This window comes from Methylophilus sp., from assembly GCF_052173275.1.
Taxonomy (GTDB): domain Bacteria; phylum Pseudomonadota; class Gammaproteobacteria; order Burkholderiales; family Methylophilaceae; genus Methylophilus.
In genome coordinates, this window is sequence record NZ_JBQMUL010000002.1 from 1,248,889 (window position 1) to 1,267,432 (window position 18,544).

Below are 18,544 nucleotides of genomic sequence, written 5' to 3' on the forward strand. Positions count from 1 at the left end.
CATGAAAAAATATTTCATTACAGGCTTGCTGGTGCTGGTCCCGTTATTCATTACGGTATGGGTGCTCAAAACTTTAGTGCAAACGCTGGATCAGAGCCTGTTTTTGCTGCCAACATCCTGGCGTCCGGTGGCGTTGCTGGGCGTTGATATCCCCGGTTTTGGCGTGATTCTGACGGTCGTTATTGTGTTGGCGACCGGTCTGGTGGCGACCAATATTTTTGGCCAGCAACTGATCGAGTTGTGGGAAGGCCTGCTGATCCGAGTGCCGGTGGTGAAATCCATTTATTCCAGCGTCAAGCAGGTATCAGATACCTTGTTTTCAGATTCTGGTAATGCTTTCCGTCAGGCGCTGTTGATTGAATACCCACGGCAGGGCGTATGGACCATCGCTTTCCTGACTGGCACGCCGGGAGGTGATGTCGCCAATCACCTGCAAGGTGAGTATGTCAGCGTCTACGTGCCGACTACGCCTAACCCGACCTCGGGCTTTTTCCTGATGTTGCCCAAGGCGGATGTGATCACGCTGGATATGAGTGTGGATCAAGCCTTGAAATACATTATCAGCATGGGTACAGTGGCGCCTTTGCCCAAGCAGCATTAATCGCAACCCTTTTAACTTTAATAAAATATATATGATGCGTACACATTACTGCGGTCACTTGAACCGCGAACATATTGGACAAACCGTGACCCTGTGTGGCTGGGCCCACAGGCGTCGCGACCATGGGGGTGTTATTTTTATTGATTTGCGTGACCGTGAAGGTCTGGCGCAAATCGTGATTGACCCGGATACCAAAGAAGCGTTTTCTATCGCAGAAACCGTGCGTAACGAATTTGTGTTGCGCGTCGTCTGTAAGGTGCGTGCCCGCCCTGAAGGCACCGTGAACAGCAACTTGCCTACCGGCGAAGTCGAAATGCTGGCGACCGAGATTGAAGTGTTGAACGCTTCATTGACGCCACCTTTCATGCTGGATGATGACACGCTGACAGAAACCGTGCGCCTGGAGCATAGATACATCGATTTGCGCCGCCCGGCCATGCAGAAAAACCTGATGCTGCGTTATAAAGTGGCCAAAAATCTGCGTGATTACCTGGATGAGAACGGTTTTATTGAAGTAGAGACACCGATGCTGACGCGTTCTACGCCAGAAGGCGCGCGCGATTACCTGGTGCCTTCACGTGTGCACCATGGCCAGTTCTTTGCCTTGCCGCAATCACCGCAGTTGTTCAAGCAATTGTTGATGGTGGCGGGTTTTGACCGTTACTTCCAGATCACCAAATGTTTCCGTGATGAAGATCTGCGCGCTGACCGCCAGCCAGAATTCACCCAGGTCGATATCGAAACTTCATTCCTTGAAGAAAACGACATCATGGACCTGGTGGAAGAAATGATACGCCGCATGCTGAAAAAAGTGCAGGACGTGGACTTGCCAGCGCAGTTCCCGCGTATGCCATTCAGTGAAGCGATGAACCGTTACGGTTCAGACAAGCCGGATATGCGAGTGACGCTGGAAATCACCGAACTCAGTGATGTCATGAAAGACGTCGATTTCAAGGTATTTGCCGGTGCTGCCAATATGGCGGGTGGCCGTGTGGCGGCGATTCGCGTGCCTAACGGTGCTGCTATCAGCCGTTCAGAGATCGATGCTTACACCGAGTTTGTCAAAATCTACGGTGCCAAAGGTCTGGCGTATATCAAGATCAACGATATCACCAAGCTGAACGAAGAAGGCCTGCAAAGTCCTATCGTCAAGAACATTCACGTCAACGCGTTGCAGGCGATCATTGATCGTACCGGCGCGCAAAACGGAGATATCGTGTTCTTTGGTGCCGATAAAGCCAAAGTCGTCAACGAAGCGCTTGGTGCTTTGCGTACCAAGGTCGGTCACGAAAAAGGCCACCTGGATGGCCGCCAGTGGGCACCATTGTGGGTAGTTGATTTCCCGATGTTTGAGCATGATGAAGAGAATGACCGCTGGGTTGCCCTGCATCACCCGTTCACTGCGCCTAAAGACGGTCATGAAGACCTGTTGGTCAGCAACCCAGGTGCATGCTTATCCAAAGCCTATGACATGGTGTTGAACGGCTGGGAAGTGGGCGGCGGTTCCGTGCGTATCCACAAGCAGGACGTACAATCCAAAGTGTTCGATGCGTTGAAGATCAGCAAGGAAGAAGCGCAGGAAAAATTCGGCTTCTTGCTCGACGCGTTGCAATACGGTGCGCCACCGCACGGCGGCCTGGCTTTCGGCCTCGATCGTCTGGTGACATTGATGACAGGTGCAGAGTCTATCCGTGATGTGATCGCTTTCCCGAAAACGCAACGCGCACAGTGCCTGATGACCAATGCCCCTAACGAGGTAGATGAGAAGCAGCTGCGTGAATTACATATACGCGTACGTCAGCAAAATACGGCGACCAGCTAAGCATGTGTGTGCTGGCATTGTTCTCTATGCCAGATCAGCAAAGCAGTCATTTAAAGCGCGTCCATCCGGGCGCGTTTTTTATTTGCAATCCAACCGTTCATTTTTAAGGTGATTATGTTTGAAACTTTGATACGCACGATTCCTGATTATCCCAAACCGGGTATCCAGTTCAGGGATATCACCACCTTGTTACAGGACAGGCAGGGGTTTGCCGCCGCCATTGACGCCCTGGGCCAGCATTATCAAGGCCAGGTTTTCGATAAAGTAGTCGCTATGGAAGCGCGTGGTTTTATTATCGGCGCGGCGCTGGCGGTAAAGTTGGGGGCTGGTTTTGTGCCAGCGCGTAAACCCGGCAAGCTGCCCTGGGCAACCATTGCGCAACCCTATCAGCTGGAATATGGCAGCGATGCATTAGAAGTGCATCAAGATGCCATCCAGTCCGGTGAGCGCATCCTGTTGGTGGATGACTTGATCGCTACCGGCGGCACTGCCCTTGCGGCGGTAGCGCTGGTTCGCCAGTTAGGTGGCGTGGTCGAACAGGCGGCTTTTGTGATTGACCTGCCAGCGCTCGGCGGCATGCAACAATTAGCTGCTGCGCGTGTAGAGGGGTTTGCCTTATGTCAATTTGCAGGGCATTAGTTTTGTACGCAAGAAATTTTGTACTATAGTTGCCGACTTGCCACAATGAATTTATAAGGTAATCATGCCACTGACCGAAATCAATCATGTTAATTTCCGTTCTGACCGCGACACCATGCACAAGCTGCGTGATTTTTATTGCGATGTGCTCGGGCTCACAGTTGGCAAGCGCGTGGCCAGTACCACTTATGGTTACTGGCTGTATATCGGCGATAACGATGTGATACACCTGGCGGAATTTAAAACCGCTGAAGCACCGCAATTGCATGTGCATGGCACTTTCGACCATGTGTCATTTACCTGCACCGATATGCCGGAAATGGAAGCGCGCCTGCAAGCGCATGCGTTGACCTATACCACCCGCGTCCTGGCAAATGGCATCCACCAGATCAATATGCGGGACCCGGCAGGCAATGGCGTTGAGCTGAATTTTGAAGAGTTTGCCGACCCCACCTATGAGATGCGCCCTTCCGGCGACCCAAGCAAGCTTGCCTGAGTAGTCGATCATGTGTGATAGAAATCACAGATTAGAATTGTGTTTTCGGTAGAGAATGGCTTTGATGCACAACAAATAAGTACAAAGCGATAAATGGGGAATACGATGAAAAAAGCATGGATATTGGTAGCAGGCATTTCTGCCTTGTGTTTAACTAACTTGTGTTTCAGTACCTTGGCGCAAGCTGAGGCAGACCCCAAATTGTGGACGGTGGTGAAAGAAGCATTCTTCCCCAAGCGCGATATCCAGGAAGTGGATTTCCTGAAGATAGAAGCACCGCGACGAGCCGAAAGTGGTGCGCAGGTGCCGGTGACGCTGATCTATGACAAAGCGGCGGCCAATGGCATAGCCATCAAAAAACTGTATGTGATCGTCGATGCCAACCCGATTCAACTGGCTTCAACCTACCATTTAACCGATGGTTTGAATGGCTTCCAGATGGCGACCAGGATACGCCAGGAGTCAGACTCTTTCGTGCGTCTGATAGGCGAGACAGCGGATGGAAAATTGTATATGACCAAGCGCGAAATCCGCGCGGCGGGTGGCTGTGGTGGCACGGTGGATAATAATGAATCCGAAGTGCGCGCTGCGGCGGGAAAAATCAAATTCAATGTAGAGTCACCAAAAATGGGTGAGCCAGCCACTGCGACTTTTAATATCAAGCACGTGATGCGCACCGGCCTTCAACGTGACCTCGTATCACAAGGCTATGTGCCTGCGTTTTATATCAATAAAACCACTTTTACCTACAATGGCAAAGAGTTGATGACGGTGGATGTGGGTGTGGGTACCAGTGAAGACCCCTATATGAAGTTCAGTTTTATCCCTGATGCGCCGGGCAAGCTGGAAGTCGTCGCCACGGATAATGAAGGTAAGTCTTTTACGCAAACGGTAGACGTTCATAGCTAAGCTGACATGACATGGCGGTAGCATGAGATTGCATGGGGCCTCGATGAGGCCCTTTTGTTTTTATGGCATTTAACATGCAGCAATCGGTGAACTGTGCATGCTCGGTGTTAAAATAAATTCACTTGGGGACAGGAGAAAAAAGCATGAAAAGTTTTCGTAAAGAATTGTGGTTCAACATTCCGGCACGTATGGATTTTAAAAATATCACGCAGGATGTGGTGGCGTGCGTGCGCGAAAGCGGCGTCAAAGAAGGCCTGGTATTGATCAATGCCATGCATATCTCCGCCAGCGTGTTTATCAATGATGATGAGCGTGGCCTGCACCATGATTACAAGATCTGGTTAGAAAAATTGGCGCCGCACGAGCCTGTCAGCGGTTATCGTCATAATGATACCGGCGAGGATAATGCCGATGCGCATATCAAACGCCAGATCATGGGCCGTGAAGTGGTGGTAGCGGTGACGGAAGGCCAGCTTGATTTTGGCCCCTGGGAACAGATTTTTTATGGCGAGTTTGATGGCAGGCGCAATAAGCGCGTGCTGGTAAAGATTATTGGCGAGTAAGTGTTATCGCCAGGTTTTATAAGTCAGTTTCATCGCGCTGACCCAGGTGTTCAACCTGAGTCAGCGCGTAAAAGTGTTGCTTAGCTATGAATATAGCTTTCCAGTTGTTTGATCAGTTCTTGCTGGTAGCTGATGGTTTCCTTCAGGATATCGCCTATAGACAGCATGCCCAGCATTTTACCTTTGTCGACTACCGGCAAATGCCGGAAACGTTTTTCCAGCATGGTGTTCATAGCCGATTCCACCAGTTCGTCAGGCTTACCGGTGATGACTTTTTGCGTCATGACTTCAGCGACCTCTGTGGTTTTGGATGAGCGGCCTTTGAGGACGATCTCCCGCGCATAATCTCGCTCTGAGAAGATGCCGACTAACTCGCCGTCTTTAATCACTGCCAGTGCGCCGATTTTATATTCGGCAAGAATCACCAATGCATCAAACACCGGCCGGTTAGGCGCAATGCTGATGATACCCTGGTGTGTTTTCAGGTTGAGTACTTGTTGAAGAGTCTTCATCGCTTCCTCCTTCCATCATCTCGGATAACTAATATACACCCATGTGTGCTTAAGCAAAACTGTTGATAACACTTGACATAGTTAGGTGGCTAACTATAATGTTGCTAATCATGTTGCAACTTAGAGACCTTCCCACTCCAGAAGTATTACAGCGCTTTGCTGAACGTTACCCTGCGGCCGACGTGACAGCGATTGCCAGCTTTTTAATGTTGTTGAGGGTGGCGACGGACTTATCCGTGGCGCTGGATGCCTGCCTGACCAAGCATGATTTGTTACAGGGGCGCTGGTGGGTGCTGATCTTGCTGATGCGGGAGCGCGATTTGACGTCTCAGCCTTCGGTACTGGCGGAAAAGCTCGGTATCACGCGCGCCACTATGACCGGCCTGCTGGATGGCCTTGAGCAAAGTGGCTTGGTGCAACGCGTTTCTGCGCCGCAGGACAGGCGCAGTGTGCAGATTAAATTGACGCCTGCCGGGCAGGCCAAGCTGGATGCGGTGATGCCGGATTATTACAGCCGTTTGCGCTTGTGCATGCAGGGCTTGTCAGAGCGTCAGCGCAACGACTTGCAAAGTATTTTAGGCGTGATTGACGATGGAATGTCCGCCTGGGATTTCAATCAGTAATTCATAGATTTTATAAAGGAGTTTAGCCATGACGACAGTAGTAGAGACTTTAAAAACATTGAACACGCAATTTGATGCTGCATTCAACAGCAAAAACACACAAGCGATTGCCGCTTTATATGCCGAAAGCGCCATTGTATTACCAGCGCCTGCCGGCCAGCCAGTTAAAGGCCGCCAGGCGATTGCCGATTTCTTTGGCAGTTTGATTCAAGCCGGTGTGATTGAACACGCGCTGACCATGAAAGAAGCGATTGTGACGGATACCCTGGCCACACAGACTGGTAACTGGGCAGGCGCGCTGGTGGGTGAAGATGGCGTCAAACAGCAGTTTGGCGGCAATGTGCAAGTGGTTTTCCAGAAACAGGCTGATGGTCAGTGGCTGGCGGTGACGCACATCTGGAATTAATCAAAAGCACTTTTCCACAAGAAATCATCCAGAGACAAACATATGGATCAACTGGTTAAACAACGTTCTCAGGCACTCACCGCCTTGTTAGTCCTCGCTATTATCTGGGGCTACAACTGGGTAGTGATGAAGAGTGCGTTGCATTATGCAGGGCCGTTCCAGTTTGCCGCCATGCGCACATTTTTCGGTGCGCTGGTGTTGTTTCTGGTGTTATATGTCACGCGGCGTTCCATGCGGCTGACGGAGTTTCCGACCATGCTGGTGCTGGGCCTGCTGCAAAATGTAGGCTTTACCGGCGTGTTGATGTGGGCGTTGGTAGAAGGTGGCGCCGGTAAAACTGCGGTGCTGACTTATACCATGCCGTTCTGGACATTATTGTTTGCCTGGCCATTGCTGGGCGAACGTGTGCATGGCTGGCAATGGCTGGCCGTGATTGCTGCCGTGATGGGCATGGTGTTGATTTTTGATCCGCTGCATATCCGGGCTGATGCCTTCAGCATGGTGCTGGCGGTGATCTCCGGTATTTCGTGGGCGTTGTCTGTGATCATGACCAAAAAATTGCACAGACGTCATCCTGAACTGGATCTGATCAATCTGACAGCCTGGCCCATGCTGCTGGGGTCATTGCCCATGGTGGCGATTGCATTCTGGGTACCCGCGCCGCCTATTTTGTGGACGACTTACCTGATAGGTGCCGTATTATTCAATGTCATCCTGTGTGGCGCATTTGCCTGGCTGTTGTGGTTGTTTGCTTTGCAACGGCTGCCAGCCGGTGTTGCGAGTATGGGTTCCATGCTGGCGCCGGTGATAGGCGTGGTCGCCGCCTGGATACAGCTGAATGAAGTGCCGGACCAGATGGAAATCACCGGCATGGGCTTGATTATCTTTTCATTGGTGCTGATTTCAGTGCTTATGATGCGGCCTGTGAATAAAACCAATACGCTGCCCCCATAAAAGCGCAATCATTGAAGAGTGAATTAAAAGCCTGACGCTGTCAGGCTTTTTGCTTTCAGGATGTTGTCGGGCGCGTCAGGCAAGGCCGCAAAGACGATGCTGGCCTGTGGTAAAATCGCCAGATTCGGATTATTCAATAACCTTGTCAAAAAATACAGGAAGACAACATGGCGGGACATAGTAAATGGGCCAATATCCAGCACCGTAAAGGGCGCCAAGATGCCAAGCGCGGCAAAATTTTCACCAAATTGATCAAAGAAATCACCGTGTCAGCCAGGCTGAGTGGTGGTGATATTGCCATGAACCCGCGTCTGCGTGCAGCTGTCGCCGCTGCCAAAGAAGAAAATATGCCTTCGGACAACATTACACGTGCAATCAAAAAAGGCACGGGCGAGCTGGAAGGTGTTAACTATGAAGAAATCCGCTATGAAGGCTATGGCATTAATGGAGCCTCTATCATTGTGGATTGCCTGACCGATAACCGGCAGCGCGCGGTGATGGATGTGCGCCATGCACTGACCAAACATGGCGGCAATCTGGGCACCGATGGCAGCGTGGCTTTTATGTTCAAGCACTGTGGACAACTGGTATTTGAACCAGGTGTATCAGAAGATGCCGTAATGGAAGCGGCGCTGGAAGCCGGTGCGGAAGATGTCATTACCGATGAAGATGGCAGTATTGAAGTGATTACTGCGCCTGCTGATTTTGTCAGCGTGAAAGAAGCGCTGGAAGCCGCAGGCCTGAAAGCGGTGATGGCGCAAGTGACCATGAAACCACTCAATGAAGTGGTATTTACCGGTGACGATGCGGTCAAAATGCAGAAAATCCTCGACATGCTGGAAGACCTCGATGATGTGCAGGATGTGTATACCTCTGCCGTGATTGAAGAGAGCTAATTGATTTTTTCTGCGGCAAACTTGCCATGACAGTGCAGCGGATCCTGGGCATAGACCCCGGTTTGCGCGTCACCGGTTTTGGGGTGATAGAAACCCTGGGTGGCAAACTGAGTTATGTCACCAGCGGCGTGATCAAAACCGCATCAGCCAAAAAAAGTGTCGCTGGTGAAGCAGAAAAAGAAGCCTTGCCCGAACGCCTGAAGGTCATTCTTGACGGCCTGTTTGAGGTGATTGACACCTACCAGCCGACCCAGGTGGCGATAGAAAAGGTGTTTGTGAATGTAAATCCACAATCTACCTTGCTGCTGGGCCAGGCCAGGGGTGCGGCGATTTCAGCCTCGGTCATCAAGCAGTTGCCGGTGGCGGAATACACCGCATTGCAAGTCAAACAATCCGTGGTCGGCAACGGGCACGCCCAAAAAGAACAGGTGCAGGAAATGGTCAAGCGCCTGTTAAAACTCCCCGCAAACCCAAGCCCTGATTCGGCGGATGCGCTGGCATGCGCCATCTGTCATGCACATGGCGGCCAAGGCTTGGGTGCGCTGGCAACGGCCGGCTTCAGGGTCAAAAATGGAAGGTTAGTATGATTGCGCGTCTGAATGGTCGTTTGCTGGAAAAATCACCGCCGCTGATTGTGGTGGATTGCAATGGTGTAGGCTATGAAGTTGAAGTGCCGATGAGCACGTTTTATAACCTGCCTGAGCTCGGCCAGCCGGTGCAGTTGCTCACCCATATGGTAGTGCGTGAAGATGCGCAGTTGTTATATGGTTTTGGCAGCGAACAGGAAAAAAACACCTTCAAGCAACTGCTGAAAGTGAATGGCATAGGCGCTAAATCGGCGCTGTCGATTTTAAGCGGTGTCAGCGTCAATGATTTGATGCTGGCGGTCAGCCAGCAAGAGGTTGCCATGCTGACGCGTGTGCCTGGCATTGGTAAGAAAACCGCAGAACGCCTGTTACTGGAACTGAAAGACAAGTTTGTGGTGACCGGCTCTACCTCGGCACAGCCAGTGGCCAAAGCGGCGACCGATGATATCCTGAATGCGCTGGTGGCGCTGGGTTATCATGAGCGCGAAGCGGCTGCGACCGTCAAGCTGCTGGAGCCGGGTGTGAGTGTCAGTGATGGTATCCGGCAAGCGCTGAAGTATCTCTCTAAATAATCCCAAATCGCGATTGACTATGCCTGCCATAGTCAGGCACACCATGGTATGATGCCTAAAAAATAACTTCTTTAATTAGTGGCAATGACGTCCTGCACTGATTAAATTTGCACCAATTTTAAGTGTTCCATGACCTCGTCCCAGACCATCCCATGATAGAAACCGATCGACTTGTTGCCCCAGCTACAGTCAGCGTTCAGGAAGAAGCGCTGGAGCGGGCACTTCGACCCAAGTTGCTCGATGAATACGTCGGGCAGGAAAAGGCACGCGGTCAACTCGAAATCTTTATCAATGCCGCCCGGGGTCGCCAGGAAGCGCTGGATCATGTGCTGCTGTTCGGCCCGCCTGGCCTCGGTAAAACCACACTTGCCCATATTATTGCCAAAGAAATGGGCGTCAACCTGCGCATGACTTCCGGCCCGGTACTGGAACGTGCCGGTGATCTGGCCGCGCTGCTTACCAATCTTGAACCTAATGATGTGCTGTTTATCGATGAAATCCATCGCTTAAGCCCGGTAGTGGAAGAGATTTTGTACCCGGCGATGGAAGATTACCGGCTGGATATCATGATAGGCGAAGGCCCTGCGGCGCGCAGTGTGCGCCTGGATTTGCCGCCATTCACGCTGATTGGCGCGACGACACGTGCAGGCATGTTAACTAATCCGCTACGTGACCGCTTTGGCATCGTGGCGCGGCTGGAGTTTTATAGTCATGAAGAGTTGTCCAGCATTGTGGCGCGTTCAGCCAAGCTACTGGAAGTTGAAATGCAGCAAGCGGGTGCGGTTGAAATCGCCCGTAGAGCACGAGGCACACCACGCATCGCCAATCGTTTACTACGCCGTGTACGCGATTATGCGCAAGTGAAAGCAGATGGCGTGGTCACAGATAAGATTGCCGATGCCGCCCTGAAGATGCTGGATGTCGACCAGCAGGGGCTGGATGTGATGGACCGCAAACTGTTACAGGCAGTGGTGGAGAAGTTTGCTGGTGGCCCAGTCGGGCTGGATAACCTGGCCGCTGCGATTGGCGAAGAGCGCGATACCATAGAGGATGTGCTCGAACCTTATCTGATCCAGCAGGGCTATCTGATGCGTACGCCGCGTGGCCGCGTGGCGACTTTGCTGACCTATCAGCACTTTGGCTTGCGAGCCCCGGCCAGCATGGCCAGCAGCGAGCTGTGGCAGGAGGCCGGGCAATAGCATGTTTGTATTGCCGGTGCGTGTGTATTACGAAGATACCGATGCGGGTGGCGTGGTTTACCACAGCCAGTATCTGAACTTTATGGAGCGCGCACGGACTGAATGGTTGCGCGCGCTGGGCTTTGCGCAGACCGTGTTGCGGCAAAATGAGCAGGTGCTGTTTGTGGTGCACAGCATGCAGATACAGTTTAAAAAACCAGCCAGGCTGGATGACGAATTAAAAATAGTCTCGCATGTCACTGAGATGGGGCGTGGCAGCTTTAGCTGCCAGCAGCAGATCATGCGGGACGAACTGATTTTATTAGAAGCACAGGTAAAAGTTGCCTGTGTCAATGCGGATTCATTTAAACCCACGGGTATTCCGGCCCGTATCAAAATAGCACTGGAGTCTTCATGAATGTCACAAACGATATGTCGATTTTTACCCTGGTGAGCGGCGCAAGTCTGCCCGTACAGGTGGTCATGCTGATCTTGCTGCTGACCTCGCTGGCCTCCTGGTGGTATATCTTCATTAAGGTGTTTTCATTAAAGGCTGCTGCAGAAAATGTGGATCAGTTTGAAGCACAGTTCTGGTCCGGCGGTGACTTGAACGAGCTGTATGAACGTATCGGTTCCGGCCGCAAAACGCCGCAAGGCATGGCCAGCATCTTTCAGGCCGGGTTAAAAGAATTTATCCGCCACAAACAGCAGAAAGATACACAAAAAGATGCTGAAGTCAGCGACGTGATGGAAGCCACCCGCCGTGCCATGCGTGCAGCCTATAACCGCGAACTGGATTACCTGGATTCGCATCTGCCGTTCCTGGCATCTGTGGGTTCTGTCAGCCCGTATATCGGTCTGTTCGGTACGGTGTGGGGCATCATGAACTCCTTCCGCGGTTTATCGAATGTGGCACAAGCTACGTTGAGCCAGGTGGCCCCGGGGATTGCCGAGGCACTGGTCGCGACCGCGATTGGTCTGTTCGCCGCGATTCCGGCGGTGATCGCCTACAACCGTTTTGCGGCCAACGTAGACCGGTTATTGGTCCGTTACGAAAGCTTTATGGAAGAATTCACCAACATTTTGCAACGTAGAGCCTGATCGGAGCGCTTATGAGCAGAACGCGTAAACGGCGCATGATGAACCAGATCAATGTGGTGCCTTACATTGATGTGACGCTGGTATTGCTGGTGATCTTTATGGTGACCGCGCCTATGACTAACCCGGGCATGGTAGAACTGCCCAAAGTCGGCCAGGCCTTAAAGCAGAGTGGCGACCCGATTGTGGTCACCGTGCAAAAAGAGGGCACCGTGACCATGGATGGCCGGGAAATGGAACGTGACGACATGCTGGCATTGATCCGCCAGAAGTTATCCGAATCAGAGAAGCCAGTGGTGGTGTCGGCCGATAAAAATACGCCCTACGGTGAAGTGGTGTCTGTCATGGATTTGTTGAAGCAGGCGCAAGTCAACCAGGTTGGCTTGTTGTTCCAGAACGAAAAATAAGCGACAGGTCGCATATTTAGATGAAAATCGCACATTCCCCACAGGATCAGGTTTTCCGCAGACGTGCAGCAATCTTGTCTGTGCTGATGCATGTCGTGCTATTTCTGGCGATGATCTTTATGATCGACTGGAAAGCCGTGCATGTGAATCCATCCGTGATGGAGGCGACTTTGTGGGATAGTTTGCCCAGCAAAACGCCGCCAAAACCAGCACCGGAACCTCCAACGCCGGAGCCGCCTAAACCAGAGCCCGAGCCTGAGCCGGAACCCAAGCCAAAACCGCCTGAAAAGGTCACACCACCTGAGCCGCAAGTGAATAAAGCGGAACAAGAAGCGGAAATTGCACTCAAAAAGCGGGACGATGAAAAAAAACGCCTGCTAGAGGAAGAGAAAAAGAAAGAAGAAGAGAAGAAAAAGCAGGAAGAAAAACTGAAGAAGATTCAGGAAGCACTGCGTAAGGAAGAAGAGCAGGAGAAGCTGAAGAAGATACAGGATGCGATGCGCCAGCAGGATATGGACGCACAGGCGGCGGCCACAGGCCCCGTGGATCCTTCAGTGCTGAGCTACTACGTTGGGCTGATGAATCGCAAAATCAGGAGTAATGTGAACCCTGGCTTATGCCCGGTTTCCAATCCGCAATTATTGTTTGACATACAGTTAACCAATACCGGAGATCTGTCCGGCATGCCAAAAATGATTAAAGGTTCTGGTGACTCTGTTTGTGATGATGCCGTGTTTCGCGCAATTTTGGCTGGCAAACCGTTTGATTTACCTGATGACCCGGCAGCACGTAAAGCCTTGCTTGATTTGCTGCATTTGAAGTTTAAGCCGCGCGGCTAGCTTGGCGCGGTAAGAGCGGCTTAGCGTAACAATGACGTTGAGCGGGCTTTTCGCTATAATTCTTCAACTAACAGGACAATTATATTAAAGTGAATAATATTGTGACCATGAAAACTGTTAAAAGTCGCCTGACCGAGTCTGGTAGGGTATTCGTAAAAGTATTGTGTACCAGTGCCTTCGCCTGCATGGTTGCAGGCCCTGCATATGCCGCACTCGACATCGAAATCAGTGGCGGTAGTGCTATCCAGATCCCTATCGCGATCCTGCCACTCACCGAGCCTGCCAATGTGCAAGGCAAAAACCGTCTGCATGAGATCATCAGTAACGATTTAAAAGGCAGCGGCATGTTCCGCATCCTGAACACCAGTGGCATCCCTTCATTACCCACCACTGCGGCACAGATCAAATATACCGACTGGACTGCACTGAAAGCCCAGGGCTTAAGCATTGGTGAAGTGCAGCAGGCGGCCAATGGCAATTTAAAGGTCAATGTGCAGGTGATAGACGTGTTGCGTCAAACGCCGTTATTGCAATCGACTTACACCGTGCCAGCCAGCCAATACCGCCATGTGGCGCATTTGATCGCCGACCAGATCTACGAGAAATTCACTGGCCAGCCGGGTGCGTTTGCTACCCGCATTGCCTATGTCACTAAAGCAGGCAAACGGTTTACCTTGCAGATCGCTGATGCTGATGGCTTTAATGCCCAGACCTTGGTGTCTTCTAACGAGCCTATCATTTCCCCAGCCTGGTCGCCGGATGGCAGCAAAATGGCGTATGTGTCTTTTGAGAAAAAGAAACCGATTGTGTTTGTGCAGTCACTTTATACCGGTGAGCGCAAAGTGGTTGCCAACTTTAAAGGAAATAACAGTGCGCCAGCCTGGTCACCAGATGGCAGCAAATTGGCAGTGGTGCTGACATATGGCGCAAACTCGCAGCTGTACACGATCTCGGCGGATGGGTCTAACCTGCAACAGGTGACAAAAAGCAGTGCGATTGATACTTCACCCGCATTCTCACCCGATGGGCAATGGATATACTTTACTTCTGACCGCGGCGGACGCCCGCAAATCTACAAAGTGTCCGCTTCAGGAGGCACGCCTTCACGCGTGACTTTTGAAGGTGGTTATAACGATGGCCCACGCTTTTCTCCAGACGGCAAATACCTGACATACATCCGCAATGAGGGTGGTTCATTCAAAGTCGCTGTGCAGGATCTGGGCACTGGCGCCGTCAAATTACTCAGCGGCGGTTCACAGGATGAATCCCCTAGCTTCGCACCGAATTCACGTACCTTGATGTATGCCACGCGCGTTGGTGGTAGAGGAACATTGGCCACAGTGGCTGTGGATGGTCTGGTGAGACAACGCCTGTCTGAAGCTGGCGGTGATATTCGTGAACCTGCATGGGGGCCTGCTCAGGCATCTCCCAAGTAGTCATCAGTTTTTAGTTTTTTAACTCAATTTTAAGGAGAAAGTATGAACCACAATATTTGGAAAATTGCTGCACTGGCATTGGTGTTAACTGCTTGTAAAAGCACACCGATGAACCCGGCCAAGGTTGAAGACTCAAGCGTGACCAAGCCGATTTCTAACTCACAGAGCAATGGTGCTGACAGCTCTGCAAATGGCAACAAAATCGACATCAAAACAGTAGATGTAGATAACAGCCAGGATCAGCTGAGTGCTGCCGAGTTGGCAAAACGCCAGATCTTCTTTGATTACGATAGCGATGCGATCCGTGAAGAATACAAAGGCCTGGTTGCTAATCACGCGAAATACCTGGCTGCACATCCACAAACTAAAGTGGTATTGCAAGGTAACACCGATGAGCGCGGTACGCACGAATACAACCTGGCATTGGGTCAACGTCGTTCAGTTGCGGTTAAAAACGCGTTGAACGTATTGGGCGTAAGCGATAGCCAGATTGAAACAGTGAGCTACGGCGAAGAGCGTTCCAAGCAAAATTGCGCAGATGAAGATTGCTTCCAGCATGACCGTCGCGTAGATGTTGTGTATGCAGGCCAGTAATTTGCGTTCAGCCATCTTGATGGCTTTGGCAATGGGGCTGACTGTTCCGGCAGTCAGTCACGCGGCGCTGTTTGATGATGGTGAGGCCAGAAAACGGATCCTCGAACTGGAAAACAAACAGACTTCTGAGCACGATGCCCAGCAAAAAGCCATCAGCGATCTGACACGCACCCAGCAATCCCTGGATAAAAGGGTGCAAAGTCTGGAGGCGATGATCAATGGCAAGGGCTTGCTGGATATGCAGAACCAGCTGGAGCAGATTCGCCAGGACGTTGCACAGTTGAAGGGTGACCTTGAAGTGGTCAATCATCAACTGGAAGATATGCGTACCAAGCAAAATGCCCAGTACACTGATCTGGATACCCGTGTGAAAGGTCTGGAATCGCTTGCACAACAAGTGACCGGGCAGTTGGGCTCAGGAGCCGCGCAATCCGCCAACGGTGGTGATGCCAAACCTGATGCCTCTCAGCAGGAAGCACGTGCGTTCTCTGAAGCCGAATCGCTGAATCAGGCTGGCAAGTACAAGGAAGCGTTTACTGCGTATGACAACTTCCTGAAAACTTACGCGGGCAGCAAGCTGGCGCCTGATGCCTTGTATGGCATGGGTTACGCCCAGTTTGCGCTCAAAAGCTACAAATCTTCAGTGGCGACCCAGCAGAAGTTTCTGGATAGCTATGCTTCACATCCGCTGGCACCAAATGCCATGCTCAGTCTGGCCAATAGCCAGATCCAGTTAGGGCAGATACCAGCGGCCAAGAAGACATTGAAAGACCTGATCGCAGCCCACCCTTCTGCGGAAGTCACACCTAGCGCGCAAAAACGCCTGAAGGTGCTTGAAAGCATTAAATAGCAGTTTGTATGAGTGAAATTGCCTTATTTGGGCGATAATAACGGGCAGATAGCAATATCTGCCCGTTTACTTTAATACTCCCATGACCACACTCAGAATTTTCGAAATCTTTTATTCTTTGCAGGGCGAAAGTTCGCGCGTCGGCTTGCCGACCATCTTTATTCGTCTGACCGGCTGCCCGTTACGTTGCGTGTATTGCGATACCGAATATGCGTTTAAAGGCGGCGGCAATATGTCGGTGGACGAGATCATGCAAGAAATCAAACAGCACGGCACGCGCTATGTATGCGTGACCGGGGGCGAGCCTCTGGCGCAAAAAGGCTGCAGTGTATTGCTGACTAGTCTGTGCGATGCCGGTTATCAGGTATCACTGGAAACCAGCGGCGCCATGGATCTGACGCCGGTAGATACCCGCGTCAAAGTGATCATGGATGTAAAAACCCCTGGTTCCGGCGAGATGTCAAAAAATCGCTGGGAAAACCTGCCGCTGCTCAAAATCGGTGACGAAGTGAAATGGGTGGTCTGTAGTCGTGAGGATTACGATTGGGCCAGGCAGATGATAGCAGAGCAGCCGTTTCCGGCCGATTGTGATCATTTGTTCTCACCCAGCTTTAACCAGGTGAGCGGCGAGACCTTGGCCAGCTGGATATTGCAGGATCAGTTGCATGTCAGAATGCAGCTGCAATTACATAAAATTCTGTGGGGCGAGAAGCAGGGGGTATAAGGTGACGGATTCCAATCAACATAACCATATATCCAGCCATAAACCCAAAGCCGTGATTTTATTGTCCGGCGGGCTGGATTCGTCCACCGTGCTGGCGATTGCGCAATCTCAAGGCTATGAATGCTACTGCCTGAGCCTGGATTATCATCAGCGGCATAATGTTGAACTGCTGGCTGCGCAACGCGTCGCCAAAGCGCTGGGCGCAGCAGCGCATAAAACCGTGCAGCTGGATCTGTCATTGTTTGGCGGCTCTGCGCTCACTGATAACGCCATCGCGGTGCCTGAGCATGAAACACAAGGTATCCCGGTCACTTATGTGCCAGCGCGAAATACCATTATGTTGTCATTATCATTGGCCTGGGCAGAGGTATTAAAAGCTAATGACATTTTTATAGGCGTAAATGCGCTGGATTATTCCGGCTACCCTGATTGTCGTGGCGAATATGTGAAGGCCTTCCAGCAAATGGCCAATCTGGCGACCAAGGCAGCAGTTGAAGGGCAGCCTATCACAGTACATGCGCCGCTGATCGATATGACCAAAGCTGATATTATCCGAACTGGCCATGCATTGGGCGTAGATTACGGGTTGACGGTTTCTTGCTACCAGGCAGATGATGCCGGGGTTGCCTGTGGTGTCTGTGATTCCTGCCGGTTCCGCAAAACAGGTTTCGTGCAAGCAGGGGTGGAAGATCCAACCCCGTATCGGAATGCCTGACAGGTAAGTGAAAAACACTTGCCACTGCCTGCGGTTATCAAGTATAATCCGCGCCTTTCTGCTAAGAATTCATTTTTAAGAGAACAAAGATTATGGTCGTTATTCGTTTATCACGCGGTGGTTCTAAGAAGAACCCGTTTTACAGCGTAGTTGTGGCAGATTCCCGCAACCGTCGTGACGGTCGTTTCGTTGAGCGCATCGGTTTTTACAATCCATCAGCGCGTGCTGGTGCAGAAGGCCTGCGTATCAATGAAGAGCGTGCGCAATACTGGATCGGTACTGGTGCTCAGGTGTCTGACACTGTTGCCCGTCTGGTCAAATTTCACGCTAAAGGCGTGGATGGCATGGCTGCTGCTAAAGCTAAAGACGCTGCTAAAGCGGATGCTGCCAAAGCGAAAAAAGAAGCTGAAGTTGCTGCCAAGTTGAAAGCTGAAGCTGACGCCGCCGCTGCAGAAACCGCTGCCAAGGCGAAAGCTGATGCCGACGCTAAAGCTGAAGCGGATGCTGCAGCCGCCGCAGCTGCTGCTGAAACACCAGCTGCTGAATAATTTTTCTTACGCCTAACTCAGATGGCGTTTGAAGATATGGTTGTAATGGGGCGCATTGTCGCCCCATATGGCGTTTATGGGTGGCTTAAAATAGTCCCCGATACCGAACATCTGGATGGGCTGCTGGATTACAAGGCCTGGTGGATAGGCAAAGCGCCAAACTGGCGTGAATGCACGGTAGAACAAACCAAGATTCACAACGATGTGTTGCTGATCAAGCTTGCTGGTGTCGCAGACCGCGATGCCGCATTCAGCTTGAAAGGCCAGCAAATCGCCGTACCACGCACAGCACTGCCGGAACCTGATGAAGGTGAGTATTACTGGTCTGACCTGATTGGTTTGAGTGTGACAAATACCGAAGGCATCGCGTTCGGCAAGATCACCCAGGTGTTTGAAACCGGTGCCAATGATGTGCTGGTCGTGCGTGAAGAACAAGCTGTCAGCGTCAAGGGTAAAGATGGCAAAGTGCATGAGGAATACCGCGAGCGCTTGATCCCTTTTACCAGTGATGCAGTGCCGGATGTGAATATCAAAGCCGGTACGGTGCTGGTTGATTGGGATGCCGATTTTTAAAA

General features: G+C 51.5%; 25 protein-coding genes. 24 read left to right on the top strand and 1 reads right to left on the bottom strand.

What is annotated here, in order from left to right:
* Position 1 precedes the first annotated feature (1 nt).
* The 6 genes from ACTS9Y_RS07400 to ACTS9Y_RS07425 all read left to right on the top strand — a co-directional run bounded on the left by ACTS9Y_RS07400 (position 2) and on the right by ACTS9Y_RS07425 (position 5,030).
* Positions 2 to 601 carry a DUF502 domain-containing protein gene (locus tag ACTS9Y_RS07400; RefSeq protein ID WP_442585312.1) on the top strand — a complete coding sequence of 200 codons (600 nt, stop codon included), beginning with the start codon at positions 2 to 4 and terminating at the stop codon, positions 599 to 601.
* Positions 602 to 632: 31 nt separating this feature from the next.
* Positions 633 to 2,423 (top strand): aspartate--tRNA ligase, encoded by a 1,791-nt coding sequence (gene aspS, locus ACTS9Y_RS07405; protein WP_442585313.1) that lies wholly within the window; start codon positions 633 to 635, stop codon positions 2,421 to 2,423.
* Positions 2,424 to 2,534: 111 nt separating this feature from the next.
* A complete protein-coding gene (locus ACTS9Y_RS07410) occupies positions 2,535 to 3,062 on the top strand; it encodes an adenine phosphoribosyltransferase (RefSeq protein ID WP_442586920.1) in 528 nt (175 codons plus the stop codon).
* A 64-nt stretch (positions 3,063 to 3,126) separates the two neighbouring features.
* Positions 3,127 to 3,558, top strand: a complete 432-nt coding sequence (locus ACTS9Y_RS07415; protein ID WP_442585314.1) for a VOC family protein — start codon at positions 3,127 to 3,129, stop codon at positions 3,556 to 3,558.
* A 105-nt stretch (positions 3,559 to 3,663) separates the two neighbouring features.
* Positions 3,664 to 4,467: a quinoprotein dehydrogenase-associated SoxYZ-like carrier gene (locus ACTS9Y_RS07420; protein ID WP_442585315.1), complete on the top strand. Its 804-nt coding sequence runs from the start codon at positions 3,664 to 3,666 to the stop codon at positions 4,465 to 4,467.
* A gap of 143 nt (positions 4,468 to 4,610) precedes the next feature.
* Complete coding sequence (locus ACTS9Y_RS07425) at positions 4,611 to 5,030, top strand: secondary thiamine-phosphate synthase enzyme YjbQ (protein ID WP_379057272.1); 420 nt, start codon at positions 4,611 to 4,613, stop codon at positions 5,028 to 5,030.
* Between the two features lie 80 nt (positions 5,031 to 5,110).
* Here the strand turns inward: ACTS9Y_RS07425 and ACTS9Y_RS07430 are convergent, their stop codons facing one another.
* Positions 5,111 to 5,542, bottom strand: coding sequence for a CBS domain-containing protein (locus ACTS9Y_RS07430; RefSeq protein ID WP_442585316.1), 432 nt, complete (start codon positions 5,540 to 5,542; stop codon positions 5,111 to 5,113).
* 110 nt (positions 5,543 to 5,652) lie between these two features.
* Here ACTS9Y_RS07430 and ACTS9Y_RS07435 point away from each other — a divergent pair, with 110 nt between their 5' ends.
* The 18 genes from ACTS9Y_RS07435 (at position 5,653) to rimM (ending at position 18,542) form a co-directional block, all read left to right on the top strand.
* On the top strand, positions 5,653 to 6,165 hold the full coding sequence (locus ACTS9Y_RS07435; protein ID WP_442585317.1) for a MarR family winged helix-turn-helix transcriptional regulator: 513 nt from the start codon (positions 5,653 to 5,655) through the stop codon (positions 6,163 to 6,165).
* A 28-nt stretch (positions 6,166 to 6,193) separates the two neighbouring features.
* Entirely contained in the window at positions 6,194 to 6,571 is a 378-nt protein-coding gene (locus ACTS9Y_RS07440; protein ID WP_442585318.1) for a YybH family protein, read from the top strand.
* 42 nt (positions 6,572 to 6,613) lie between these two features.
* Complete coding sequence (locus ACTS9Y_RS07445) at positions 6,614 to 7,525, top strand: DMT family transporter (protein ID WP_442585319.1); 912 nt, start codon at positions 6,614 to 6,616, stop codon at positions 7,523 to 7,525.
* 167 nt (positions 7,526 to 7,692) lie between these two features.
* Positions 7,693 to 8,421, top strand: a complete 729-nt coding sequence (locus ACTS9Y_RS07450) for a YebC/PmpR family DNA-binding transcriptional regulator (RefSeq protein WP_442585320.1) — start codon at positions 7,693 to 7,695, stop codon at positions 8,419 to 8,421.
* Between the two features lie 26 nt (positions 8,422 to 8,447).
* On the top strand, positions 8,448 to 9,008 hold the full coding sequence (gene ruvC, locus ACTS9Y_RS07455; RefSeq protein ID WP_442585321.1) for a crossover junction endodeoxyribonuclease RuvC: 561 nt from the start codon (positions 8,448 to 8,450) through the stop codon (positions 9,006 to 9,008).
* A complete protein-coding gene (ruvA, locus tag ACTS9Y_RS07460; RefSeq protein WP_442585322.1) occupies positions 9,005 to 9,580 on the top strand; it encodes a Holliday junction branch migration protein RuvA in 576 nt (191 codons plus the stop codon). The genes ruvC and ruvA overlap by 4 nt, the downstream gene beginning before the upstream one ends.
* A gap of 152 nt (positions 9,581 to 9,732) precedes the next feature.
* Positions 9,733 to 10,779, top strand: coding sequence for a Holliday junction branch migration DNA helicase RuvB (gene ruvB / locus ACTS9Y_RS07465; protein WP_442585323.1), 1,047 nt, complete (start codon positions 9,733 to 9,735; stop codon positions 10,777 to 10,779).
* A gap of 1 nt (position 10,780) precedes the next feature.
* A complete protein-coding gene (gene ybgC / locus ACTS9Y_RS07470; protein WP_442585324.1) occupies positions 10,781 to 11,176 on the top strand; it encodes a tol-pal system-associated acyl-CoA thioesterase in 396 nt (131 codons plus the stop codon).
* Positions 11,173 to 11,859, top strand: coding sequence for a protein TolQ (gene tolQ / locus ACTS9Y_RS07475; protein ID WP_442585325.1), 687 nt, complete (start codon positions 11,173 to 11,175; stop codon positions 11,857 to 11,859). The genes ybgC and tolQ overlap by 4 nt, the downstream gene beginning before the upstream one ends.
* 11 nt (positions 11,860 to 11,870) lie before the next feature.
* On the top strand, positions 11,871 to 12,263 hold the full coding sequence (locus tag ACTS9Y_RS07480) for an ExbD/TolR family protein (RefSeq protein ID WP_442585326.1): 393 nt from the start codon (positions 11,871 to 11,873) through the stop codon (positions 12,261 to 12,263).
* A gap of 20 nt (positions 12,264 to 12,283) precedes the next feature.
* Positions 12,284 to 13,102, top strand: coding sequence for a TonB C-terminal domain-containing protein (locus ACTS9Y_RS07485; protein ID WP_442585327.1), 819 nt, complete (start codon positions 12,284 to 12,286; stop codon positions 13,100 to 13,102).
* Between the two features lie 185 nt (positions 13,103 to 13,287).
* Positions 13,288 to 14,538, top strand: coding sequence for a Tol-Pal system beta propeller repeat protein TolB (gene tolB, locus ACTS9Y_RS07490; RefSeq protein ID WP_442586921.1), 1,251 nt, complete (start codon positions 13,288 to 13,290; stop codon positions 14,536 to 14,538).
* Positions 14,539 to 14,580: 42 nt separating this feature from the next.
* The gene (gene pal / locus ACTS9Y_RS07495) at positions 14,581 to 15,132 is read left to right on the top strand and encodes a peptidoglycan-associated lipoprotein Pal (protein ID WP_442585328.1); all 552 of its coding nucleotides are present in this window, start codon (positions 14,581 to 14,583) and stop codon (positions 15,130 to 15,132) included.
* Positions 15,119 to 15,982, top strand: a complete 864-nt coding sequence (locus ACTS9Y_RS07500) for a YbgF trimerization domain-containing protein (protein ID WP_442585329.1) — start codon at positions 15,119 to 15,121, stop codon at positions 15,980 to 15,982. Before pal ends, ACTS9Y_RS07500 begins: the two co-directional genes overlap by 14 nt.
* Before the next feature lie 82 nt (positions 15,983 to 16,064).
* Positions 16,065 to 16,706: a 7-carboxy-7-deazaguanine synthase QueE gene (gene queE, locus ACTS9Y_RS07505; RefSeq protein WP_442585330.1), complete on the top strand. Its 642-nt coding sequence runs from the start codon at positions 16,065 to 16,067 to the stop codon at positions 16,704 to 16,706.
* 1 nt (position 16,707) lies between these two features.
* Entirely contained in the window at positions 16,708 to 17,421 is a 714-nt protein-coding gene (queC, locus tag ACTS9Y_RS07510) for a 7-cyano-7-deazaguanine synthase QueC (protein WP_442585331.1), read from the top strand.
* A gap of 92 nt (positions 17,422 to 17,513) precedes the next feature.
* Positions 17,514 to 17,969 carry a 30S ribosomal protein S16 gene (gene rpsP / locus ACTS9Y_RS07515; RefSeq protein ID WP_442585332.1) on the top strand — a complete coding sequence of 152 codons (456 nt, stop codon included), beginning with the start codon at positions 17,514 to 17,516 and terminating at the stop codon, positions 17,967 to 17,969.
* Positions 17,970 to 18,005: 36 nt separating this feature from the next.
* Positions 18,006 to 18,542 carry a ribosome maturation factor RimM gene (rimM, locus tag ACTS9Y_RS07520; RefSeq protein WP_442585333.1) on the top strand — a complete coding sequence of 179 codons (537 nt, stop codon included), beginning with the start codon at positions 18,006 to 18,008 and terminating at the stop codon, positions 18,540 to 18,542.
* Positions 18,543 to 18,544 lie beyond the last annotated feature (2 nt).

Coding starts and splice junctions, on each gene's coding strand:
- ACTS9Y_RS07400 (WP_442585312.1), top strand. CDS start 2: ATGAAAAAATATTTCATTACAGGCTTGCTGGTGCTGGTCCCGTTATTC.
- aspS (WP_442585313.1), top strand. CDS start 633: ATGATGCGTACACATTACTGCGGTCACTTGAACCGCGAACATATTGGA.
- ACTS9Y_RS07415 (WP_442585314.1), top strand. CDS start 3,127: ATGCCACTGACCGAAATCAATCATGTTAATTTCCGTTCTGACCGCGAC.
- ACTS9Y_RS07420 (WP_442585315.1), top strand. CDS start 3,664: ATGAAAAAAGCATGGATATTGGTAGCAGGCATTTCTGCCTTGTGTTTA.
- ACTS9Y_RS07425 (WP_379057272.1), top strand. CDS start 4,611: ATGAAAAGTTTTCGTAAAGAATTGTGGTTCAACATTCCGGCACGTATG.
- ACTS9Y_RS07430 (WP_442585316.1), bottom strand. CDS start 5,542: ATGAAGACTCTTCAACAAGTACTCAACCTGAAAACACACCAGGGTATC.
- ACTS9Y_RS07435 (WP_442585317.1), top strand. CDS start 5,653: ATGTTGCAACTTAGAGACCTTCCCACTCCAGAAGTATTACAGCGCTTT.
- ACTS9Y_RS07440 (WP_442585318.1), top strand. CDS start 6,194: ATGACGACAGTAGTAGAGACTTTAAAAACATTGAACACGCAATTTGAT.
- ACTS9Y_RS07445 (WP_442585319.1), top strand. CDS start 6,614: ATGGATCAACTGGTTAAACAACGTTCTCAGGCACTCACCGCCTTGTTA.
- ACTS9Y_RS07450 (WP_442585320.1), top strand. CDS start 7,693: ATGGCGGGACATAGTAAATGGGCCAATATCCAGCACCGTAAAGGGCGC.
- ruvC (WP_442585321.1), top strand. CDS start 8,448: ATGACAGTGCAGCGGATCCTGGGCATAGACCCCGGTTTGCGCGTCACC.
- ruvA (WP_442585322.1), top strand. CDS start 9,005: ATGATTGCGCGTCTGAATGGTCGTTTGCTGGAAAAATCACCGCCGCTG.
- ruvB (WP_442585323.1), top strand. CDS start 9,733: ATGATAGAAACCGATCGACTTGTTGCCCCAGCTACAGTCAGCGTTCAG.
- ybgC (WP_442585324.1), top strand. CDS start 10,781: ATGTTTGTATTGCCGGTGCGTGTGTATTACGAAGATACCGATGCGGGT.
- tolQ (WP_442585325.1), top strand. CDS start 11,173: ATGAATGTCACAAACGATATGTCGATTTTTACCCTGGTGAGCGGCGCA.
- ACTS9Y_RS07480 (WP_442585326.1), top strand. CDS start 11,871: ATGAGCAGAACGCGTAAACGGCGCATGATGAACCAGATCAATGTGGTG.
- ACTS9Y_RS07485 (WP_442585327.1), top strand. CDS start 12,284: ATGAAAATCGCACATTCCCCACAGGATCAGGTTTTCCGCAGACGTGCA.
- tolB (WP_442586921.1), top strand. CDS start 13,288: ATGGTTGCAGGCCCTGCATATGCCGCACTCGACATCGAAATCAGTGGC.
- pal (WP_442585328.1), top strand. CDS start 14,581: ATGAACCACAATATTTGGAAAATTGCTGCACTGGCATTGGTGTTAACT.
- ACTS9Y_RS07500 (WP_442585329.1), top strand. CDS start 15,119: ATGCAGGCCAGTAATTTGCGTTCAGCCATCTTGATGGCTTTGGCAATG.
- queE (WP_442585330.1), top strand. CDS start 16,065: ATGACCACACTCAGAATTTTCGAAATCTTTTATTCTTTGCAGGGCGAA.
- rpsP (WP_442585332.1), top strand. CDS start 17,514: ATGGTCGTTATTCGTTTATCACGCGGTGGTTCTAAGAAGAACCCGTTT.
- rimM (WP_442585333.1), top strand. CDS start 18,006: ATGGTTGTAATGGGGCGCATTGTCGCCCCATATGGCGTTTATGGGTGG.